The following is a 22,673-nucleotide window of genomic DNA, read 5'->3' as shown; positions in this document are numbered from 1 at the left end:
CTCGCGGGCCTTGTCGTCTGCGGCATTAGAGACCGCACGCTCCCCGTCTCTGGAGCAGGGCCTCCGGTTCCTCGCGTGCTTTCACTACAAAGGCTCGTTAATACGAGCCTTTTTCGTTCACGGGGAAGGCCGCGACCGACCAATGAATGCGATTATCGCAGCTTGACTACGAGCGCATTAATATTATACGCTGACAACTCGCGGGCCTTGTCGTCTGCGGCCTTCTTGCTGGTCCAGCCACCGCCACGGAGCTTGTAGAACGGGGCATCGAACACGACCTGGATGTTGTAGCCGGTAGAGGCGGCAATCTGCGCCCTGCGGCGTTCCGCGGCGTCGAAATCACCCACGGCCTCGAACTGCAGCACATAATAGCCGTTGCCCTTGGATTCCTTGCCTTCCTTCGTCTTGGCCGGGAGGGAAGATACATTAGTCGTGTCACGGAGCGACGAGCTCAGCTCGGGCTTGTATTCCTTGCCACGGAAAAGGGAATCGATGTCGGTAGGTTCGCCCGCCCACACCAGGGTCAAGAGGGCGCTTGCAAACAGGCTAATAGCAATTTTACGCATGCAACAAATGTAGAAAAAAGAAATCCCCGGTCAAGCCGGGGATAACTGCAATGCAGGTCTGCGATGGGCTCGCAGAGACCCTGCGTATTACTTTTTCACCTTGCCCTTACCGCGCTTCACGCCCCAGACTTCGGTAAGTTCCTTCTTGGCCTTCTTGCCCACGTTGCCAACCTTCACGTAGGAGCTGTACTTGGTGATGTAGGCGCCAGTACCCACCAGACGCTTCTGCTTCGAAAGCATATTCCAGGCAATGAAGAAGTTGCGCGGGTTCTTCACGCAGTCGCCCATGCCATCAGGCGTATGGTCAGGATCGGCCGAGAAGAACTTATCCGTGCACTTGATCTTGCCACTCTGGCGAGCGACAAATGCACCCAGGTTGGTGTAGTAATCCACTTCGTAGTTGAAGTAGACTTCATTCTTGTCGACAGAAGCGTAGCTGTCATCGGACCCGATAATGGCACCCATGTCGGACTGCACGAAGTGACCAAGCGTCGTCGGATACTTCGCCTTGATGTCTTCGAGGTTCTCGTTCGTCTTCACGGGGAATACCGTACCGACCGGAGTCGCGCTCGTAATATTCTCCTGGTTCGCATAGTTGAAGCTGATGGTCGTCACGGAGATCTTCGCATCACCCACGACCTGCACCCACGGAGACGGCAAGCGTGCCGTAGAGTTGTAATCCGTCGGGGAGTTCCAATGCATTTCGGCATCGGAAGCCATGCGGAGAGTATCGGAACCAGCAGCAACACCGTTCGAAGTATCCGTCCACATGAACGCATCGGCACGGAAGCGGACGTAGTCACCCACGTGCGGCGTCGGGTTCTGCACATCGGTATTTTTGTAACGCATGGTGAGCGTATCGCGGCGGTCCTGCGGCCTACCCTGCGCAGTCGCATGCGTGAAGCGCTGGAGTTCCCTGACATCGATAGCGGAGTTCAGGTAATACGTGAACGCCTTCGTACCATTGTTCGCATCGGTGAAGATTACCGGTTCGGACACCACAATCCTCACCTGGTCATATTCGCCACCATCCTTTTCGGCAATTGCACGCGCAGAAAGGATAACCGGAGCGATACGGTCGGTAAGTCCCTTCTCGAAGAAGGTCCTCACAGGCCTGTGCTTCCATTCGTATTCCGTGAACGAGGCAACCTTGTTCTCGCGCGTCACCAAGGTCTTCACGTCGACCGAGAACGACGAATCAACAGAGAACACGAGAGTACGTCCGTTGTCCGGGCTTCTTTCGAAAGCTTTCCAAACAGCCGCGGAATCGAACTGCGTAGAACATTCCATCAAGGTGTCCCTCTTGTTGTTCGAAAGGCCCAACTGGACAGGGTTAATCTTCGTCAGATTATCTTCGTCGAAATTCAAGCAGACAAACTTCGGCACGGAATCCCTGTCTATCTTGCGGTCATAGATAATCGCAAGGGAATCCGCACGGCCGTCCAGATAGTCGGCAGACTCACTGTGGTACTGAGCCGGGATGTTCATTTCGCCAAGCGGGGCGCCCTTCACGTCGAAGATATCGACAATGAGCGGCATCGGTGCAGGCGGCTTGTAGAAGTGCATGTTGCCGTACGGGGCAGCAATGCCATTATTATCCACTGAACCAACAGACATGGATGCCGTGTCGGTGGAGTATTCCTTGCTCGAACGCACGCGAACAAGCGAAACGCCATCTTCAAAGGGATTCACCTGAATCTCGAGGCCTTCGGACTTGCCGAGAGCGTCGATAGAGAAATCGCATTCCTTGCAAACCAAGCCAGACGACGGATCCCTGACCACCAAGTAGAAGTCCACATCGGATCCCACCCAATGGAAATACTCATCACCGTCTTCGTCCACATCCGGATCCCTGGTCATCCATTTCCATTCCGTCACGTTGCCGTCGGCATCCTTCGTTACCGGAACTCCAAAGTCGAGCTTAGGCGCATAGAACGTGAGAATAGCGGAAGTATTGCCGACCGAAGCCTTAATCTCCTGAGAGGAGCTCATAAGGCCAGCCAGCGGGACATCCACCCAAAGGGTATCGATACCCGTCGAATCCACCTTGCCACTATACGGGACTACAAGCGGCGTATTACTGTCCTTGGTCTTGTAGAGAGTCGCACCTTCAGTGAGCGTGAGCTGGTAGTTCTGGTTTGCAGCAGAGGGCAAGTCGACGTTGTTATCCGCATCGGGAGCGGAAATGTAAATCGGGATACGCGTGCCGGCAAGAGCGGTTCCCACAAACTTCCACCAGGTGTTCGCAGGATACACGCTCACATCATTGTCAGCGTTCTCGAATTTGACATCTTTCGTGACAATACCCAAGTTACCCTTGACACGGAATCTTACCGAGCCCTTCTTCTCGCCAACTTCGAACCACAGGCGATAATTTCCCGGAGGCAAGCCGATCATTCTATCCTCGTCAACAACAGGCATTCCCGGAACGCTGAGGTTTATACCGCCATGGACAGTTCCGCCCGTGGGCAGATTATCACAATCTGAGCAACCCGCAGGAATTTGCTTCTTGCGATTCGTAATGTAATAGTGAATCGGGGTCGAAATATCACCGGCACAGGTGGTGTCAGGTTCCTGATCATCGCCACCGATCGATCCAAGAACAGTGGAAGCACAGTCACCACCACCAGTCTTTTCCACACAGACCGTGTATTGCACGCCACCATTCGGCAGAGAATCCGGTATAGAGAAGATACCGACGGACTGCTTGATATACATGTTCGTCTTGATAATCACGTTGGTCATCGTCCTGCGGCGGTCGCAGAAGAAGATGTCAATCGGATAATCCTTGCCAGGTTCGAGGAAGCCGGGGCCGTATGCCGTAGACTTGTTCAAATCCTTGAGGACTACGTGTCCCGGAGCAGCAAGGTGTGCGCCGCCGTTGTCCACAGCAAGTTTCTTGTTGATGAACACCCAAATGTCGTCATCGCCGCGGAAGGTAAATTCCTGGCTCTCGTTATAGGTGAACGAAGCATGCGTCTGGAAGCAGTACTGCTGGTTGCGCAGCAGTTTCTTGCCCTTGTTCATCTTCTGCCAATCTTCGCGAATACCCCAGTTCCATACCGGAGGCTGGCTACCTTCCTGGAATTCGTGCGTCGCTCCGCAATCGATACCGCCGGACCAGCCCGCCGTATTGCAGTAATGGTCGAAAGCCTTGACCGAATCATAAAGCGGCACCGGAGCAGCAGCTTCTCTCTTCGTTCTTGCTTTGGGGGTCGGGCCCATCTTGACCCCATTAATCACAACAACACCGGCATCGCCATTCGTTCCATTGGTAACAGTCGCCGAGTCAGCGGTGTACTTGTAAGCATCATAGTCGCCAGGCCATTCCAACGGGTAGAAGCCGCCCGAATACACACAATTCGTGGAATCCGCATCGCAGCCGACCGTATGCTCAATATTACCGGCAAGGTCATAGTGCGTAGAGTCGGAATCGAAGCCCCAGCGGGAATCCTTGCCATAATGGCGGAAGGGCATGTCGTAGCACTGCATTTCGTTCACGCCAGGCGTATAATTAAACATCGCCTTAAAGTTTCTCTCGGCTTCTTCCGGAGTATTACCGAAGCACATCTGTGCTTCAGGAGAGCCAGAATATTGAGGTTTGCCATCCGGTCCGAGGTCTTTCTTGACCAATCCCGAGAAAACACCCACGCACTTGCCCGGACCCACAGGGTTTCCGTCGGAAGTGAAGGCTGTGTTCAACGATTCGTCGGTATCGTAGATGATTGCAGCGAGATCGTAGCCGCAGTCTCCTTCGGTATCAGGGAATTCCGTATGCCATCCAGAAGGATTCTCTTCAATTCTCTGGTTTTCATCGGGAATAAAGAACACGTTATTGCCGTAGTTTGCGAAAACCAATTCCAAATCTATCGGGACGAGTTCCCCACCTTCGCTCGTAAGACCAGCCTGTCCAAACTGCTGCGTCTTGTCATTTCTAAGATAAATGACGACATCGCTAGGAGCCGTACCGAACACCATATAGTGCCATCCGCAGTAATCTGGCGAAGGAATCATGCTGGTATCCTTCTTGACACCATTCTTGGTATAAGAAATCCAAAGTTCGTCAGACTGCCATTCAGCCTCTTCCGGAACGAGCACGTAGAAGAACTTCGCGTCGGGGGCAGTACTGCCGATATAAGTCTTGCCCGGATTCAGTACATCCTCCGCTATGTAAACCTGTCCATCGTCAGAAGTCGGACACGGAAGCGTTGTCATGTTGGCACGAGCGTTGTCATCGTAAGGGTTCTGGTGCATCCACACCGTATCCGTCACGATATAGCTGTTCATACCCGCAGTCATGCTGTTCGTAATGCTGAACGTATTTGCGTAGTCCGGAGCACCAATAGTCGACAGGTTTATTTCGAAATACCCTTCTGCATTTGTCGTGGTGACAGTCTTCGCGCCAGCAGCATTATTCTGGCCCGTAAAAATAGCCTGCGTCCAACCGCTAGGTGCCTTGAAGAAGGCTGTACCCAAACACCCGGCGAAAGCCGCCTGAGCCCCGGCCACAATTATAGCCAGGCTAAAAATACATCCCCACAAGTTTTTTTCGTTTCTTTTCATATTCAGCTATCCACTGGATTAAACATTCCAAATAGCGCCGCGGACAATGCGACCGCGCCACTACAACCAAATCAAAATTTACCTTTTTTTTGCCGGACATAATATGTTTTTTTTATGCCATAAAACGAAATGTTCCGTTTTTTGGGGCATAAATCCCTTTCAGGTGTTCACCATCACGTAATTCCGCACACAAAAAACGCCCCCGTACATGCGGGAGCGTCATAATTATAGTCTGTCCGAAACTTCGGAAGTGAATCTTTTACTTCTTGGTCGCCTTGTTTTTGCCGCGCTTCACGCCCCAAACTTCGGTGAGTTCCTTCTTCGCCTTCTTGCCCATGTTGCCGAGCTTCACGTAGGAGGCGTACTTGGTAATGTAGGCGCCAGTACCCACCAGACGGTTCTGCTTCGAAAGCATGTTCCAAGCGATGAAGAAGTTACGCGGGTTCTTCACGCAGTCACCCGAATGTGCCGGACCCTCGGGAGTCGCTGAGAAGAACGGATCGTCACAGGCAATCTTGCCTTTCTGGCGAGCAACAAACGCACCGAGGTTCGTGAAGTAATCCACCTCGTAATGGAAGACCACGTCACCCTTTTCGACCTTGGCGTAAGCAGTGTCAGACCCAATGATAGCACCCATATCGGACTGAACGAAGTGGCCGAGTTTACCCGGGTACTTCTCCTTGATGTCATCGAGGCTTTCATTTGTCTTCACTGGGTAAACCTTGCCCACCGGAGTAGAATCGTTTACCGCCGTCGGATCAGAATAGTTGAACGAAATCGTAGTCACGTCGATCTTGGCATCGCCCACGACCTGCACCCACGGAGACGGCAAGCGGTCCGTAGCCTTGTAGTCCGTCGGAGAATTCCAGTGCATTGCCGCATCAGAAGCCAAGCGGAGCGTATCGGAACCAGGCGCAGCACCATTCGAGGTGTCAACCCACATGAACGCATCAGCACGGAAGCGGATGTAGTCACCCACGTGCGGCGTCGGGTTTTGGACATTGGCGTTATAGTAACGCATGGTGAGCGTATCTCTGCGGTCCTGCGGCCTACCCTGCGCAGTCGCATGCGTGAAGCGATCGCGTTCCTGAGAGTTGATGGCGGAATTCAGGTAATACGTGAATGACTGCGTGCCATTGTTGGCATCGGTGAAGATTACCGGTTCGGAAACAGCAATCGTTAGCAAGTCATACACGCCACCATCCGTTTCAGCCGAGGCGCGTGCCGAAAGGATAACAGGAGCAATACGGTCAGTAAGTCCCTTCTCGAAGAAGGTTCTCACCGGCATGTGCTTCCATTCGTACTCCGTGAACGAGGCAATCTTGTTCTCGGGCTTCACCAGGGTCTTCACGTCAACAGTGAAAGCGGAATCGACGGAGAACACGAGGGTACGTCCGTTGTTCGGGCTTTTTTCATAGGCTTTCCAGACCGTTGCGGAGTCAAACTGCGTAGAGCATTCCATCAAGGTATCCCTCTTGTTATTCGAGATACCCATCTTGTACGGGTTGATTTTCGTGAGATGGTCGTCGTCGAAGTGCAAGCAAATGAAGGTCGGCACGGAGTCCTTGTGGATCTGGCGGTCATAGATAATCGCAAGAGAATCCGCACGGCCATCCAGATAGTCGGCACTTTCAGTGTAGTATTCGCTCGGGATGTTCATCTCGCCAAGCGGAGCACCCTTCACGTCGAAGATATCGACAATGAGCGGCATCGGTGCAGGCGGCTTGAAGAAGTGCATGTTGCCGTACGGGGCAGCAATGCCGCCATTCTCCAAAGAGCCGACAAGCATGGTCGCAGCTTCGGTGGAGTATTCCTTGCTCGAACGCACGCGGACAAGAGCGACACCTTCGGTGAACGCGCTCACCATAATTTCGAGGCCTTCGGACTTTTCGAGAGCGTCTATCGAGAAATTGCATTCCTTGCAAATCAAACCGGTCGACGGGTCCCTAACCACCAGGTAGAAGTCCACATCGGAATTAACCCAATGGAAGTATTCGGAGCCATCCTGGTCCACATTCGGATCTTCCACTACATAGTCCCAATCCGTCACGTTGCCATCGGCATCCTTCGTCTTCGGAGTAGCAAAGTCCAACTTAGGCGCAAAGAACGAGAGCTTCGCGGATGTATTGCCGACAGTAGCGACAATCTCCTGCACAGCACTCGACAGACCAGCCAGCGGGACATCTACCCAGAACGTATCGATACCGGTCGGGTTCACCTGACCTGCAAACGGAACTACGAGAGGAATCTCATCATCCTTGTTCTTGTAAAGGTTCGCACCAGCAGAAAGGATGAGCGTGTAGCTCTGACCCGGGGGCGAAATGATATCCACGGTACCGTCTTCGGCAGGGGCAGAAACATAAATCGGGATGCGCGTACCGGCAAGGGCCTTGTCCACGAACTTCCACTGGGTGCCGTTCGGGTAAGCAGCTCCGGCTTCATCGATATCGTTAAAGGTAACATCGTTCGAAACAATACCGAGGTTGCCCTTGACCCTAAACTTGTAGGCGGCTTCCTTGCCATTGACGGTGAAATACAGGTAGTAGGTACCAGGAGCGAGACCCGTTACCTTTTCCGGATAGACAATCGGCATCTTCGGGTTCGAGAGGTCTATACCACCATGTACCGTGCCTCCGAGAGGCAGAGCTGCACAGTCGGCACAATTGGGAGGTATTTCCTTTTTGCGGGTCTTGATCGAATAGGCGATATTTTCGGAAATGTCATTGCCGCATTCCTTAGTCGTGGTCTGGCCGCCACCGCCACCAAGGGCAACGGCAGCACAGTCACCGCCACCAGTCTTTTCGACGCAGATATCCATTTCCAATCCGCCGTTGCCCAAATCCTTGGTCGTGAAATCGATACCGGTAGACTGCTTGATGTACATGTTCGTCTTGATAATGACGTTACTCATCGAAGTACGACGGTCGCAGAAGAAGATGTCGATCGGGTAGTCCTTGCCAGGAACGAGGAAGCAATTGTCTCCGGAGCAGCCGGGAGTATAGTGGGCGTTAAGGTTCTTCAACACCACGTGGCCCGGGGCGGCAAGGTGAGCACCGCCGTTATCCACGGCAATCTTCTTGTTGATGAACACCCAGATGTCGTCGTCGCCACGGAACGTGAATTCCTGGCCTTCGTTATAGGTAAAGTTCGCATGGGATTCAAAGCAGAAATGCTGGTTGCGAGTTTCCGTGGGGAAGTCACAGCCATCGCAATCACCCCAACGGTTAAATCCGGGCACGCCAAAAGCGTCAGCACAGTAAGAGCCCCAGCACCAGAGGTCAGGATCCGTGAATTCGCTACCGTCGGCAAACCGGCCCTGGCAATCCTTACCGTTAGGCCAACCAGGAGTCTTGCAGTAATAGTCAAGTTCCACGCCGAGAGCTTCCTTAGCGTTGTTCGGCACCGGACCGGCAGCCTCACGTTTCTTTCTTGCCGCAAGAAGCGGACCAGCCTTCGTCGGGACACCGTTAATCATCAAGGTTACCACGCCAGTATCCGAAGAGTTTTCCAGCGGATAGAAACCACCGATAATCTTGTTTCGTCCACTCATGGTTTCCGTAGAGTCGGAATCAAAGCCCCAGCGCGTATCCGTGCCGTAGTGGCGGAAAGGCATATCGTAGCACTGGACCTCGTTCTTGCCCTGGACATAGTTGAACAATGCGTAGAAATTCGCCTCAGCATCAGTACCACCGCCAAAGCAATTCCTAGCAGCCGTAGAACCAGAGAATTTGGGCTTGTTATCGGGGCCAAGATCGACTTCGACAAGGCCATGCTGCACGCCGACACAGGCATCAACTAATCGATTGTTATTGCCTTTATCTTGACCACAGCAATCAGAGAAAGCCGGGTTGAGGCTCATGTCGGTATCGTAAATCACGGCAGCAAGCGTGAATTGGCACGTTCCAGTAACACCCGGGTCAACCGTGTACCATCCCTTGCTATCGTCTCCAGGAGGCCAGGCGGCATCGTCCGGGATAAAGTAGAGCTTGTTCACAGAGAAAGCATCAAATACCAGGGCCAGGTCAATCGGGTCAGCGACTTCGTCGTCATCCCAAAGGCCGTTGAGACCGAGCTGTGTGGTAGGAGTATTCTTGAGGTAAATGACGGCGTCATCTGGAGGAGTATTGAAAACCATGTAGACCCATCCGCACAGTTCGCTGGAAGGGGCGAGTGCAGTGTCTTTCTTGGTTCCCCTGGATGTGGTGTAAGAAATCATCAGGTCGTCGGACTGCCATTCCTTTTCGTCGGGAACAAGCATAAAGAAATACTTCGCATCGGCGGCATATGCACCAGTGTAGGTAAAGCCGGCGCGCTGCGGACTTTCAGACACATAGACAGAACGGCCTTCACCAGGGCACTGAATAGTGGCATTATTCGTGGGCCAGTTGGTGTCATTGGTGTTCGTCGCCGCAAAAGCGAACCTCGAGGCGTTAATAATCTGGAGACCAGCGCCCGAAGCCTTGTTGCCTATGGAAAAACCCGGATTTTGGTTATCCGTGATTCCGAGGTTGGCAAGATCATACTGGAAAAAACCTTCATCATTTAACGTCATTCGCTTGACGTTATTGACGTTTTTTCCGCCAATATAGGCTGCATCCCAATCTGCGGGAGCCTTGAGGTAGACCGTTCCCTTACATGTGACAGGAGCGGTATTAAACTGCGCCATAGCCCCTTGAATTCCAACAAGGAGCACCATGATTCCCAAAACAAACCCGGTCAGCGAGGTCTTGTATTTCTTCATAATGTGGTTTTCCATTTTAGTTCTCCAGCCATAGCAATGCAAGAAAAGCATACCCAAAAGGACCAGCCTCTTGCGATGCCACACCGCCTAAAATCTATCCTTTTTTTAAGCAAAAAGGCAATTTTTTTTGCAAATAATTAAATAACTTTATTATGACGCCAACAAAGCACCGCTTTTTGTGCATATATCACGTTTTTTTGAAAAAAAACGTCCCAAACGTATTCAAAACTTTACGTAAAATGGTTACCCAGAGAGAACGCAAAAGCCCCCGGCCAAGCACCTCCGAGATGCTGAATTTTTTATAATATATGCGTATATGCACCACTTCTCGGTTGCATATTGTATTTTTAGTGCACAGGCGTACCACGGAGATAGAAATGCAGGACCTCGACCAGACCATCGTCACACCGGGCAAGACCCTCAAATTCGAGAAAATCGAACTGAGGCCGCACTTGATTATCCTGTACCCGCAGACGCAGTTCAAGCAGATCGCCCTCGAAAAGGGGACGGTGACGCTAGGCCGCGGCCAGGACGCCGACATCAGGCTCGACGACGAACTCGTGAGCCGCAAGCACTGCTCCCTGACATTCGACGGCATCCACGTGACGGTCGAAGACCTCGGAAGCACCAACGGCACCTTCGTCGACGGCCAGCCCGTCGTGCGCGCCTCGCTCGATTCCGACAACCGCCTGCAGCTCGGCAAGATGGTGATGAAAATCGAATTCAAGGACAAGAGCGAAGAAGCCTTCGACCGCGCATTGTACGAAGCGGCCACCATCGACCCGCTGACCAAAATCAGCAACCGCAGGAACTTTTTCGACAGGAGCCTCGGCGAACTCGCCCTCGCCCGCCGGAACAATTACTATGTCCACACAATCATGGTGGACGCAGACCACTTCAAGCGCGTGAACGACACCTGGGGCCACCAGTGCGGCGACATGGTGCTCAAGGAAATCGCCCGAATCCTCTCCGAAGAAAAACGCGAATGCGATTTGCTCGCCCGCTACGGCGGGGAGGAGTTCCTGCTTTTGCTCGCAGGCATCGGGCCCGAAGACGCACGCAAGAGCGCGGAACGCCTGCGCGCCTCCATCGAGAGGCACCGTTTTTCGTGGAAGGATACCGTCATCCCCGTGACGATTTCGCTCGGGCTCTGCACCAGGCAGGGCGAAGATATCCCGAAAATAGAGGAAATGATTGCGGAATCCGACCGCATGCTCTATACGGCAAAGGAATGCGGGCGCAACCAGGTCGCCTTCCGGTAACTGTATTGTATTACATCATGCCGCAGTCGAGCCAAGGGCGAGACAAGGGCTTCCACGGACATATTGCCAATGGACTCACTTGTGCTTGCAGCACGGCGGTGATGCGGTGTGACGATGTATGAAGAGGGCACGCGCCCCTGCAGGGGGGCGGCGGTGTGACGAACAGCGTTTACTGTTCAAGACGGTAAATCTTGATGTCCTTGATGTAGAACTTGCGCACCGATCCGCCGAGGTTCAGTTCGAACCGCGCGAACGGGGTACTTTCACGCGGGGAGAATTCCTTCTCGAACGACTGGCCCGACGTCTTTACGATCGGGTGTTCCTGGAAGCCCACGGTTTCGTAGTCATCGTACGTGCCAATGCGAGCAGTAATCGGGCCTTCGACATTCGACCAGATGGTAAACACGCATTTGTACTTCTTGCCGGCGACAAGCGCCACGTCTTCTTGAAGGAGCTGCACGCTGTACGACTTGTTACCGCCCTTCGTGACATCGACTTCGAGCGTGTAACCGCCGTTCTTGGATCCGACGACATTCGCCGTCGCCTCGCCGCGCATCTGGGTAAAGAATATCCAGTTGTTGAGCCCGTTCGAGAAATCTCCGTTAACGATGGTGTTGTCGCTCATCGCGCCGATAACTCCATCCCAGATATCCTTGACAAAGTCTTCGCCCTCGTTACCCTGGGCATCCGTATAACTGTAGCGCAACGGACGGAAGCTCGGGACAAAGTTCTTGTTCAAGGCCTGCCATATCGCGACGTTGTTCGCGTTGTCCAGGTGGATGACTCCATCGTCAGCAATTTCCGCCTTGGAGAAGTCGACCGCCTTGGCAAAGCAGCGCACGTGGAATACTACAGACAAATTTGCAATACTGTCGGACGACAGATCAATCTGCGAGAGGTGGTAGCGCATCCCGATTTGCTGGAATCCGTTCAGATCGTATTCGAACGGGACATATTCGCCATCGAGCAGTACGCGGCCGCGGATTGCCGAATTCGGCCCCTCGGGCTTGAACAGCACGCCGATTTCCTTCAGGTAGCCCCCGTCATCGAGATTGATGGACTTGAAGGGCTCGTCGACCGAGGTGCCCTCCGTAAACGAGATGGGCAGGCGGCCTTCGGGAACATCCTCTCCGGGCCAGACGGGATTTCCATTTTCCTTGATTTCGGGAGGAACGACCGAATAGTAACTGGAATACGTAATGACGTCGGTCAGGGTCATGGTAAAGGAATCCAGCAGTACCGGTTCCTTCTCTTCATTGGCCTGCTTGCGCAGAGAACCGGGAACCACCTCGGTGTAGTCCACCGAGAAGTCCGCCGTCAAGGCGAGCGCGGGATTCCCAATCTCAATTCCGGCAAGAGATTCAGAACCCCCATCGGAAGAACAACCGATAAGCAAAGACGCCGCAAGCACGGGGCACGCTAAGAACCCATAAAACCGCATCACACTCCTCGAGTCAGCGGGAACAGCTGTATATTCACCTGCACCACATCATCACCCTCTCCGGGTTTTGCAGAGAAATCTAGTAGTTCCTTGCGCATGAGTTGGATATGTTTCTTCAAATTGGGGAAATCTTCGCGCTTAATACTGAACGTAAGTGCAGATATATCGCGTTCTGCGCTCGGGAGTTCCGAGAGCATATTGCTGGAAATGCGCAGCATCTGCTGGTGATAGAGCTTTACCATCATGTCCTGCACCTCGTCGTCGGTGGTGAGGAGCGGGTCGCGCTGGCGGTAACCGTTCGCGGTCTTCACCAGGAGGCCGGTTTCCAGCAGAAGTTCAATAGATTCGGTGACCTGCGAAGGCGTCACCATGCCGTGGAGGCGCTTGCTCACCAGGTCGGGAATGGGCTTGAAGCCCTTGAGGCCCACCATCTCGAGGATCACGGAATGGTGCCATTCCCTGAAAATGCGGAACTGGGCCTTGTCCATCTTGTGGAGCTTGGAGCGCGGGCTCGCCTTGAGGAGCTGCGCGTAGTAAACCTGCTTTTCGGTGTCGTTCTGGGCCTGGTTGAAGAAGACGAGGCTTTCGAAGTAGGCGGCCCTCTGCTTTTCGAGACCGAGACCCTGGATAATCTTGAGAACGGTCCCCTTCGTGATGTTGCGCTTGCCGTCGATAGTAAGCTTCAAATGGGCGTGGCTAGAAAGGCCCGCCTTTTCGGCAAAGAACCGCAAACTGAAGGAGGGCTGCGTCTGCTTCTTGTACTCGTAGTAGTCGCGAAGGTACACCCTGAAATTGGTGTACTGCAGCACATCCGGTTCGGTTGAAATTATTTTCTCTCCGTTGTCCATACCCATAAGATAGCAGCATCGAAAAGCGAATTGCAAAAATAAATGTACTTTCTCGTTTACCCAAGTAACCAATTCCGTAACCATTTTTTAAGCAATTTCCGCATTTTTTGCGGAATTTTGACGTTTTTCGCACAAAAAAGCCCCCGGCGGCAATGCCAGGAGCCTTTTTTTTTTGAAAATATCGGTACCGCCGAATTCCGGGATTACTTGAGAATCACGTTCTTCGCAGCGACCATGCCGTTCTGCTTGACGGTCACGATGTAGCGACCGTTGGGAACGATTCCAGAATGCCAGTCAAAGGAATGGAAACCCGGCTGGAGGTTTTCGCGAGAGATGGTGGCGACTACAGCGCCCTTGAGGTTCACGATGGAAATATTGACGTTGCCGGCGGACTTGAGTTCGACAGTGACGGCAGAATGGTCAAAGCCCCTGATTTCGGGAGAGAACGACTTAACGGCAGGTGCGGCCTGGTCGACGATGACCATGTTCGCTTCCTTCTTCAGGGTCTTTCCGTTCCATTTGACGGTGTGATAGAATGTATTCGAACCATCTTCTATAATTTTATGAATCCTAGCCTGGTAATCATTGGCCTTGCCATAATATTTCCAGGAATTCGCATTCTTGCTATCTTCATCATCCACTTTGATTCTAGAATGATCGACATTGGTTATTTTTTCAGCAGGATTGGCGAAGATTCCATATCCGTCCTCGGAAAACGGGAATTTTTCCTTTGACCCACCATCTTTCGGCACAAAGCAATATTGCAAATCAGCATTATCGCCAACCACGCTAGGCCATACATCCCCACTCGTACTATTTTTATTTCTAGAATCTTCCGTATCATGATGACGCACAAACGAATACGATCCACTTGGGCATTCTTTATCCAATTGCAAAACAACGTAATCATAGGAAATCCGAGGAAGGGAACTTGCATATTCGACGCAATACGTGAATCCTACCCCCGATTCGGCAACAGAAATTCCCGGCGGATTTTGGTTACCCGTTATACCATTATCATTGTTGCTATCCTCTGCATCCAAATAAATAGAGACTTCGCCAACAGGTTTAAACGAATTAGAACACTTGGTATCCGAGCCTTTTTTCAAAAGTCCAATTCTCTTTTCGCTAGGAACAGACTTGTATTTTCCCCACAAAATCTTTCCAGACGAAATGACAACAGTATTCGGCATTTCACCCTTTTGATAGGCACATTTGGCCAAAACGCGCGGGCCCACATATCCATCATCCAAAGAAGCCAAATCCACCCATAAATACCCGCCATCGCTCGGGAAAGTCCCCCCCGCGGGAATAGTAGCATTGCTGAAATCAAGCTCTATTTTATACATTTGGGCAGACATCCTTTCAAGACTAACTTTTTTGGCACCACCTAAATTAGAACCTTTAGATATTTTTATGCCCTTTGATGTATCATAGGCATAGCGGTAAAGTACTATTTTAAAACCTTGTATTTTTTTACCATCCTTATTCACCAATTGAAAATCCTCATCTTCAAGGCAATGATATCCTTCAACCTTTAGCGAAGCAAAGCTCATTGAAATCGCCAATAGGCACAACAGACATAATTTTTTCATTTTTTCTCCTTTAAAAAAATGGTCCATCCAATTTAGCAAAACATGCCAACTACGCCAGCAAAAAAATATCTCAAACAAATTACTTTTTATATACATATTAATTATTATTCTATAAAATAAGCATATATAATTATCACTTCATTCCAAACAAAAAAAAGACGCATCACGCCTTTCGTCAATAAAGTGAAACCATCTTATTTAAACGTCTTTCGCAAGGAGCGAAAGGCGCAGGTGATCTTCGAAATGGCCGTTGATATATTCGTATTCGCGGCAGACGCCCTCTTCCGCGAAGCCGGCGCGGCGGGCAACAGCAATGCTCGCGGAGTTCTGGACCGAGGCCGAAATCTCGAGACGGTTCAGGCCGAGCGTTTCGAACGCAAAACGTGAAAGGAGCACGAGGGCCGAAGTAGCAAGGCCGCGCCCCGTAAATTCTTCGCCCAGCCAGTAACTGACGCTCGCGGACCGGTGCGCCGCCTGAATCCAGCCGAGCACGATGACTCCGGCCAGCTGCGGGCCGTTTGCGGGATGCAGACCATCTGCAGGTTGTTGAACGCCCGCGAGATGCTGGCCGCCAGCAGACTGTTGAACGCCCGCCGATTGGCTGTCTGCGGAGGTCAAACTGTGCGCGCCCTGCTCGAAAATTCCCCAACAGGCGCCATTCGCCATGAGGGCCTGCATTTCCCAGGAATCAATCCGCGCCTCGACATCCTCGACGTTCACGCATTCCGCGGGCCAAGGCAAGTGGCGCGAAAGGAACTCTCGGTTCCGGTCGACGAGGGCAAAAACCGCTTCCGCATCCTGCTTGCCGAGCAAGCGGAGGATTACGCGGTCACCGCGCAGCTCTACGTCGGGAATTTCGTCCAGGAAGTTTTCCATGCGGGATAATATTAGCAATTCAAAGGAGAATCAATATACCGACGAACGGTCTCTACGTGAGCCGGAGGCGGCTCGTCTTAACGAGCCGTCGAAGGCGAGAGTGAGTGAGATACCGGAGGTTTTAATACCTTAGATGTCGAACGAACGGTCTCATAAGAAAAAACCGCCGACCAAAGTCAGCGGTTTTTCAGTGCGGATGAAAGGACTTGAACCTTCATGCCCTTGCAGGCACTAGAACCTGAATCTAGCGTGTCTACCAGTTCCACCACATCCGCGTGGTGCACCAAATTTTGAAAAAAATGCGGAATTTGTCAAGGGGTACCCCCATTATTTCTTGGTTTGGAACGCTTCCCTTATCCAGTCCGGGTGCTTTTCGCGCCAATACGACCAGTCGTGCTCACCTGCGGGGTCGAACCGGAGCACGCAGTCAGCCTGAAGTTCCTTGCAGAAAGCCTCAATCCAGGGCCTGGCTTCTCCTGCCGGGAAAAGTCGGTCATTGCCGCCCTGCAAAAAACGCCAGCGGCCAGCGCGCATCCTGGCAGCGTTTTTGCCGGCCAGCGCGCTGGCATCGCCCAGCAACTTGCCGAACGAACTCGCCAGAAGACGGTCCTTCACCCGACGCTTTCCCTGCACGGAATAGATGAGCACGCCCAGCGCCCCGTCCGAAACGCCGACCAGCGAAACCTCTTCCACCGGCGACTTGCGACGTGCGGCAACGGAATCCAGCGCGGCATCGATCACGGCCATCATGGGACCCGTAGCCCAGTGGTCTCCCCTGCAGGCAGAAGCGCTCACTACAATCACATCGGGAAAAAGCTTCGAGAAGTCGTCTCCCGCGACAAGCCCCTTCTGGCAATTGCCGCTCGTCATGCCTCCATGGAACCACACGACAACTTCGGATTTCGCGGCATGTGCAAGGAGTTTCGCCTTGGTTTTCACCGACGACTTCGCCGGAGATTTAGCCTTCGCCGGCCACCAGACGCCAATGGCGCTCTTTACGCCCTGCGCAGAAACGTCGAGCGAATCCTGCGAAGCGAACAACGCCGTACAAACAAAAAGAACCAGTAATAAGGCCAGGCGCAGCCGCATGCTACTCCGCTTGCAGGGAACCGTCCTGTGCGGGAGTCCGCTCGATATGCCTCGGCCGAACTTTCGGGGGAAGCTTCGTCACTATTCCGAGCACCAGGAAAAACATCATAGCGATAAGACTCAGAAGCGCTATTCCCGCATAGATAAGCGCATATTCCATCTGGTAATCAGCAAGCACCTCCCAGTCCAGTCCGCCGTCGGTGGTAGAAATGGACTGCACGACAAACACGTTGTCCTTCACGCGAGATGCATAAATTTCCAGCGGAATCTCGGCAGCGTCCACACTCGCAAAGCTGAACCATTCCGCCAGTTCGTCGTTGAGTTCCTGCGAACTGTAAAGGACGAAGGTCGCATCCTTGTCACCATTTATCTGGAAATACGTCTTGTCCAAAAACGGGATGTTGCTGCCGCCGAACAGGCTCGGTATAGAAGCGTGGCTCAGCGTCCCGTAAAAAAGATGCGGCTCCGAAAAAAAACTGCGCACCACAAGATGCGTGCACGATACGCACCAAACAATAATCAAAAGGAAAAACAACGACGTATTCAGGTATACGTATTTTCTAGTCTGAAGAAACGATGCCATAACAAATTAAGTTTTAGACCTGAATATAAAAAAGAATGTCGAAAGCAGCAAGACCAGCGTAAGGAAATAGAACACCAACGGGATCTTCGCCTTCAAGGCAATCTCGTTCATGCTTTCTTGCTGGAAGAACTGTATAAGTTCCTCGCCCGAAAGAATCGTCTCGTGATCGTCGAAACGAATCCAGGCATGCGAATGTTCCACATTCTCGTTCAGGAGCTGCGTTATGCGCTGGGCAAGGGAATCGGGCGCTTCGAGCCCTTGCGGATATTCAACCGGGAAACCGAATCGTGCGGAATCGAGGACCATTTGTAACGGGTACGCGATATTGCCCGGAAGGAACGACACCTCGGCATAGACCCGGTCCCATTCATCCAACCACACCCGACGGATAGGCAAGTAACGGCGGATGGCGGCGACCTTCGAAAGTACGCGGCGTTCGAACTCGTGAACGGAATAGGAAGGCGGAGCGGTAAAGCCTCGAGCGGAGAAATCGTCCATCTCCCCCGCGAAAGAAACCGCCAGCTCACGGAGCGACATGGACTGCGAAATAGCCTTCGTGGAATCCTTCGCGTAGCCGACGCGATAATTCGCCATGTACCGCATGAGCTCCATTTCCATGAGCTGGTAATCAGACAGTGACTTGATATGGCGCGAATAGACGACCAGGTCGGGCTTCTGGGAAACATAGAACAAGCCCGTCAGTCCGAGCGTGAGCAGGATAATCAGCCAAACCCACGGAGTCTTGAGCTTCGCGTTGAAGGTGTCGGCGATGGACCTATTTTTTGTTTCTTCCACAACTAGAAATTACCTTTTTTCTACTTTGGTGGGCATGAGGCGCTCGTTTTTTTCGACATTTTTGACAATTTTGCCATTTTTGGGCATTTTTGCCGGCCTTGGCGCATGCACCATTGAACGCGCCGAGGAACAGATCATCGAAAAACACGTGAACGGCACAAAGAAGACCTCCGTGTGGGTTTACCCCGACGGCGACATTCTCAAACGCAACGAGTGGTACGACAACGGCATCAAACAATTCGAAATCGCGTACAAGAACGGAGTACCGCACGGAAAGATCAAGCGATGGACCGTGCTCGGCGACGTAGCGCTCGACGGAGAATACAAGAACGGCAAACGCGAAGGCAAGTGGACCAGCTATTTTGTAGAAAGGCTGAACTCACGCAGGAAGGAATCCGTGCGCTACTACAAGGACGACCACCCCGTAGGCGACTGGGAAGGCTGGCACTTCAACGGCAACAAGGCGTTTGAGGAACACTACGACAAGAACAGAGACACCGTGGGCGCGTGGAAAAAGTGGCACGACAACGGAGCGCTCGCCGAAGAGAATAGCTGCTTCGAGTCGAACAAGGAAGGCTACATCAAGAAATACGGCAGGGACTGCAAGATCCTTGAACAATATGAATGCCTCATGGGCCAAAAACAAGGCGATTACAAACTCTACTACGAATCGTTCGGGGAGCCGGACCTTACCGGCAAAAGTTGCGGCCAGGCAAAAATCCGCGAAGAAGGACACGTCGAGGGAGAATGTGGCGAAGAATTTTCGCCCATCGCACTCTACAGGGCTGACGGTTCCGTCATAAAAAAAATCGAGTACATCCATGTAAGCGACTGCGGATACGACCCGTCACGAATCTCATGGTTTGACGAGCAGGGAACGCTACTCAGGGAAACGGTGTTCAAAAACCACACGGCGAACTTCGGATACGACGGCGTTGTTTACGGATTGTGCGAAGGATCCTCCCGCCTTTTCTGTGCAGAGACTTCCAAGGTTCAATACGCAAACCCCTACGGCACCTTGGACAGCAGCACCTTGAGCCAGAAAGACGCCTTCACGCAGAGCATCGGCAAATACAAGGCCAACGTCCGTTACATAAAGCCGGACCACAAGTTGCTCTATGAAGAATACTGGGGGATTAACGAGAACGACCCCGAAAACAAACTTGATGGGCCCAGCCTCCTTGTAAGTCGAAGTTTCTACCCCGACAGCATGGGTGGCGGAATGGCCAGCGAAGGTTTCTGGAGACATCTTTCCGCTGATCCCAGTGTCAAGCCCAAGCGGCACGGTGTATGGCGCAACTGGTACCCGAGCGGAGTGCTGCGCGACAGCCTGAACTACGTGAACGGCGAGCGCATCGGCGATCAGTTCGGCTACGACAGCACCGGCAAGCTCACGATACACAAGACAGAAAACGGGAAGAACAAGCCGGTGATTATGCACCTGCCAGGGCAGAACTAGGAACAAGCCCCCAAAAGCGTTCTACCCGTTCTTGGTAATTTCGTAAAGGTGTCTCCTGCAAATCCACGGCAGATTGAAGCCGCCCACCTTTCCGCTCTTCGACAACCTAGGCCCGCGCAAGCAAAGCTTCTCTAGGCTATCATCTCCGCAATTGTACGTAAGATAATGAGAAAAATCCTTGTCCGCCACATTTCCTATAGCGCACTTTTCGACACGGAGCAAGCCCAAGCAAGGATAGATATCTCCCTTGGCACTCATATGCAACTGGAGCCTACTCTCGCACGGCTGTACCGGATATTTGGGGCTTTTCGCCTGCGGTTCGCCGGAATGTTCAGGGAAAAAAGTCACCTCTTTTGCGTTCAGGGTTTCGGAAGCGAACATATTGATTGAATCAAATATTTCGGCCGTTCCGAAAAAAAAGATTTCACAATTGCAAGCCGCGTAAAGTTTTTTGACAACATTATCGAACGACTGCGCATACGGCAAGTCGTTTTCGGAAACATGCACACTGAGAATTTCCATCGGGAATGTATTGCAAATTTCATCCAAGTCCTGCTTGTGGAGAACGGCATCCCTCAAGTTTATATGGACGTTCGATGCAAGATTGCATTTCTTTATAGTTTCAAGAATTTTTTTCGTCTTTTCAGGCACACAGAAAAGCCGCGTCGATAACAATTCGACAGAACTCCTTTTGGCAGAACATTCCTTTTTAGGAAATTCCTCCACCCATCGGTCATAGCGTTTTAGCCATCCCGTTATCTTGCTTGACGAAACTGTAAAATCCTTCCCGCTTCGATTGATTTCTAGATGTAACGTTATAGAGCGAAAAGGCTGATCTGAACACTTCATTTGGAACCTTCAATATTCTTTTTTGTATTAAATATCATGACGACTTATGTACGCCCTAACGGCATCAATATTCTCTTTTTTCGAAAACACCTGTGCGCAGATTTTACACGGGGACATGTGTTTTCCCCGATATTCAATACCGCATTCCTTAAAAATCGGGAAAAAAGATTTTATGCCCAAGAATGCGATTCTTCTCAAAACGACATCCTTGTTCATCTTTTTTAAAATGGATGCAAGGCTCTCTTTGTATATATTGCCATTGACGTATTCGTCGCATTGATCAAGCCCAGCGCAACAAGGAGCAACGAATCCTTTTGAGCTAACGGTCACACAAAAATTATTTTCACAAACGGCATTCATTCCACACGGCGGATTATATAAGTCATCCTCATTCAAAAGTTTCGTAGCTCGACCAATTGCCGAAACCTGGCCGCAAGATATTTTGTCTGCCAACTTTACAACATCTGGATCAAGAAGATCCATGACCTCTTTCATCTGATGACTTCTGGTCGTAAGCAACCGAAGGTTCGTCGCGATTTCATTCTCGTAACAGGCCTGGAGGCAATTATTTATGGTTTCGGGGCTTACAAACTGGTAATGCCAATAATCCCAAGATATTTCCATGTGGGTGAGGCCACTCTTACGGATTTCCTCACAGACACGCCGTGCATTGTCCAACTTCTTGCTCCAAAAGGCGTTCGTCGTACAGGATATTACTTTAAAGCCGGCTTTTCTCGCACAAGCAAACAACTCACAGCAATCATCCTTGTAAATAAATGATTCCCCTCCAGCCAAATGGAATCTCTTTGCGATACAATCTTGTTTTGCCGCCTCACGGATGCACTTTTTTGCGACATTCATGTCTAATTTATCGCCTTTACCATTCTCACCTGCAGACAGGTAACACATCGCGCACTTCGCTGTACAGCGATTGGTATTTTCCACTACTAGACTGTCATAATGGAAATTCCTAGTCCTATATAGGAAGTTCCGATATGGATCATATTCATTTGCTTGAATCATACAACACTTCAAAAAAACGGCGGTGGGAAACCCACCGCCTTGGTTCCAACATTAACCTAGCAAAAACGAATCAACTTAGATACGAGGATTTCTTTTGCAGCCGGGAGTCGGACGCGGAACCGGAATCGGCGGATTGACAATAATAATAATGATGATATCAGCCAGTCGCTTAGCAACAGATTCCGTAAGCTGAGCCTTGAATGCCTTGTCAAGCTTTTTGGTAGCAACAGCATTCTTGATCTGTGTAGTGAAAGCCGGAGTCAGATCGATGCCCTTCTTCTTGGCAAACGTAGCCGGGTTCTTCTGGAATGCAGCGACATCGGCATCAGTCTTGATTGCAGCAATAAGAGCGCTAGCCTGGGCATTAGCAATTGCATCGTTTTTCTTTGCGATCGTTGCAGTCAGCTTTGCGGAAGCAGCGAGTTTTTTTTCAGCCATTTTTTACTCCTTATATTGTTAAAAAGGTTTTCCGTAATATAAATAAATTATTCAAAACAAGCGATTTTTTTTCGAAAAAACTAAATTTTTACTACGAAAAGATGATTATCCCTTGTTATAGTATTACAAACGCAATACATTGTATTGTGCAAAGCCGTAAATATTCATCATTTAGTCTGTTCGAATCGGAAAAATACTTTGCACAGCGATGCTGACGGCAAAAAAACTGAACACAGCGCGAACGGCCGCATTCACAAACATACAAACGAAGCAAACATACTTATAGAAAGCGGTTCTGGTAAGGAGAGGTGATTCCGGGACAAGCCCGGAATGACAGGTTCTGGTATAGACAATCCGATGCTGACGTTCGTCAGCATGACCTGCAATCGGGGTTTTAGGGGCTTGCCCCTAGGCGTGATGTGAACCCCAAAAGTTAGACACAACTTTAGAGGCTAGCATGACAAAAATACACACAGAAGAAGAATGGCAAAGAGTCCTCGACCTGCACAAGGAGGGTATGTTGCCTAGGGCGATAGCTCGCCTAG

General features: G+C 51.4%; 15 protein-coding genes and 1 tRNA gene. 2 read left to right on the top strand and 14 right to left on the bottom strand.

Going from position 1 to position 22,673, the window contains the following annotated elements; translation table 11 throughout:
• Positions 1–152: 152 nt before the first annotated feature.
• The 3 genes from IK012_RS00920 to IK012_RS00910 all read right to left on the bottom strand — a co-directional run bounded on the left by IK012_RS00920 (position 153) and on the right by IK012_RS00910 (position 9,885).
• Positions 153–566 (bottom strand): SPOR domain-containing protein, encoded by a 414-nt coding sequence (locus IK012_RS00920; protein ID WP_290949414.1) that lies wholly within the window; start codon positions 564–566, stop codon positions 153–155.
• A gap of 87 nt (positions 567–653) precedes the next feature.
• Positions 654–5,042 (bottom strand): fibro-slime domain-containing protein, encoded by a 4,389-nt coding sequence (locus tag IK012_RS00915; protein ID WP_290949413.1) that lies wholly within the window; start codon positions 5,040–5,042, stop codon positions 654–656.
• A gap of 346 nt (positions 5,043–5,388) precedes the next feature.
• A complete protein-coding gene (locus IK012_RS00910) occupies positions 5,389–9,885 on the bottom strand; it encodes a fibro-slime domain-containing protein (RefSeq protein WP_290949412.1) in 4,497 nt (1,498 codons plus the stop codon).
• Positions 9,886–10,220: 335 nt separating this feature from the next.
• Between IK012_RS00910 and IK012_RS00905 the strand changes: the two genes are divergently transcribed.
• A complete protein-coding gene (locus tag IK012_RS00905; RefSeq protein ID WP_290949411.1) occupies positions 10,221–11,132 on the top strand; it encodes a GGDEF domain-containing protein in 912 nt (303 codons plus the stop codon).
• Positions 11,133–11,301: 169 nt separating this feature from the next.
• On the opposite strand, the gene IK012_RS00900 is transcribed toward IK012_RS00905, so the two are convergent.
• The 8 genes from IK012_RS00900 to IK012_RS00865 form a co-directional block, all read right to left on the bottom strand.
• Entirely contained in the window at positions 11,302–12,573 is a 1,272-nt protein-coding gene (locus tag IK012_RS00900) for a carbohydrate binding domain-containing protein (RefSeq protein ID WP_290949416.1), read from the bottom strand.
• On the bottom strand, positions 12,573–13,421 hold the full coding sequence (locus tag IK012_RS00895) for a TIGR02147 family protein (protein ID WP_173378628.1): 849 nt from the start codon (positions 13,419–13,421) through the stop codon (positions 12,573–12,575). Before IK012_RS00895 ends, IK012_RS00900 begins: the two co-directional genes overlap by 1 nt.
• 203 nt (positions 13,422–13,624) lie before the next feature.
• Positions 13,625–15,016 (bottom strand): FlgD immunoglobulin-like domain containing protein, encoded by a 1,392-nt coding sequence (locus IK012_RS00890; protein WP_290949408.1) that lies wholly within the window; start codon positions 15,014–15,016, stop codon positions 13,625–13,627.
• Positions 15,017–15,214: 198 nt separating this feature from the next.
• Complete coding sequence (locus tag IK012_RS00885) at positions 15,215–15,892, bottom strand: GNAT family protein (RefSeq protein WP_290949406.1); 678 nt, start codon at positions 15,890–15,892, stop codon at positions 15,215–15,217.
• Between the two features lie 191 nt (positions 15,893–16,083).
• Positions 16,084–16,167, bottom strand: a tRNA-Leu gene (locus IK012_RS00880).
• A 52-nt stretch (positions 16,168–16,219) separates the two neighbouring features.
• The gene (locus IK012_RS00875) at positions 16,220–16,981 is read right to left on the bottom strand and encodes a hypothetical protein (RefSeq protein ID WP_290949404.1); all 762 of its coding nucleotides are present in this window, start codon (positions 16,979–16,981) and stop codon (positions 16,220–16,222) included.
• 1 nt (position 16,982) lies between these two features.
• Positions 16,983–17,564: a hypothetical protein gene (locus tag IK012_RS00870; RefSeq protein WP_290949402.1), complete on the bottom strand. Its 582-nt coding sequence runs from the start codon at positions 17,562–17,564 to the stop codon at positions 16,983–16,985.
• 6 nt (positions 17,565–17,570) lie between these two features.
• Entirely contained in the window at positions 17,571–18,359 is a 789-nt protein-coding gene (locus IK012_RS00865) for a hypothetical protein (RefSeq protein WP_290949400.1), read from the bottom strand.
• A gap of 79 nt (positions 18,360–18,438) precedes the next feature.
• Here IK012_RS00865 and IK012_RS00860 point away from each other — a divergent pair, with 79 nt between their 5' ends.
• A complete protein-coding gene (locus IK012_RS00860) occupies positions 18,439–19,818 on the top strand; it encodes a hypothetical protein (RefSeq protein WP_290949397.1) in 1,380 nt (459 codons plus the stop codon).
• 21 nt (positions 19,819–19,839) lie between these two features.
• Here IK012_RS00860 and IK012_RS00855 read toward each other — a convergent pair whose 3' ends face one another.
• From IK012_RS00855 to IK012_RS00845, 3 genes are all read right to left on the bottom strand, one after another.
• Positions 19,840–20,667, bottom strand: coding sequence for a hypothetical protein (locus IK012_RS00855; RefSeq protein WP_290949395.1), 828 nt, complete (start codon positions 20,665–20,667; stop codon positions 19,840–19,842).
• Positions 20,668–20,694: 27 nt separating this feature from the next.
• Complete coding sequence (locus IK012_RS00850; protein WP_290949393.1) at positions 20,695–21,690, bottom strand: radical SAM protein; 996 nt, start codon at positions 21,688–21,690, stop codon at positions 20,695–20,697.
• A gap of 75 nt (positions 21,691–21,765) precedes the next feature.
• Entirely contained in the window at positions 21,766–22,128 is a 363-nt protein-coding gene (locus IK012_RS00845; protein ID WP_290949391.1) for a hypothetical protein, read from the bottom strand.
• Between the last annotated feature and the right edge of the window lie 545 nt (positions 22,129–22,673).

Source organism: Fibrobacter sp. (assembly GCF_017551775.1).
In the GTDB taxonomy this organism is placed as follows: domain Bacteria; phylum Fibrobacterota; class Fibrobacteria; order Fibrobacterales; family Fibrobacteraceae; genus Fibrobacter.
Note: the sequence above shows the minus strand (reverse complement) of the source record. Positions and strands in the feature narration are given on the sequence as shown.

What these genes read in the sequence shown, in the direction of transcription:
- IK012_RS00920 (WP_290949414.1), bottom strand. Translation starts at nt 566, where the DNA reads ATGCGTAAAATTGCTATTAGCCTGTTTGCAAGCGCCCTCTTGACCCTG.
- IK012_RS00910 (WP_290949412.1), bottom strand. Translation starts at nt 9,885, where the DNA reads ATGGAAAACCACATTATGAAGAAATACAAGACCTCGCTGACCGGGTTT.
- IK012_RS00900 (WP_290949416.1), bottom strand. Translation starts at nt 12,573, where the DNA reads ATGCGGTTTTATGGGTTCTTAGCGTGCCCCGTGCTTGCGGCGTCTTTG.
- IK012_RS00895 (WP_173378628.1), bottom strand. Translation starts at nt 13,421, where the DNA reads ATGGACAACGGAGAGAAAATAATTTCAACCGAACCGGATGTGCTGCAG.
- IK012_RS00890 (WP_290949408.1), bottom strand. Translation starts at nt 15,016, where the DNA reads ATGAAAAAATTATGTCTGTTGTGCCTATTGGCGATTTCAATGAGCTTT.
- IK012_RS00885 (WP_290949406.1), bottom strand. Translation starts at nt 15,892, where the DNA reads ATGGAAAACTTCCTGGACGAAATTCCCGACGTAGAGCTGCGCGGTGAC.
- IK012_RS00875 (WP_290949404.1), bottom strand. Translation starts at nt 16,981, where the DNA reads ATGCGGCTGCGCCTGGCCTTATTACTGGTTCTTTTTGTTTGTACGGCG.
- IK012_RS00870 (WP_290949402.1), bottom strand. Translation starts at nt 17,564, where the DNA reads ATGGCATCGTTTCTTCAGACTAGAAAATACGTATACCTGAATACGTCG.
- IK012_RS00855 (WP_290949395.1), bottom strand. Translation starts at nt 20,667, where the DNA reads ATGAAGTGTTCAGATCAGCCTTTTCGCTCTATAACGTTACATCTAGAA.
- IK012_RS00850 (WP_290949393.1), bottom strand. Translation starts at nt 21,690, where the DNA reads ATGATTCAAGCAAATGAATATGATCCATATCGGAACTTCCTATATAGG.
- IK012_RS00845 (WP_290949391.1), bottom strand. Translation starts at nt 22,128, where the DNA reads ATGGCTGAAAAAAAACTCGCTGCTTCCGCAAAGCTGACTGCAACGATC.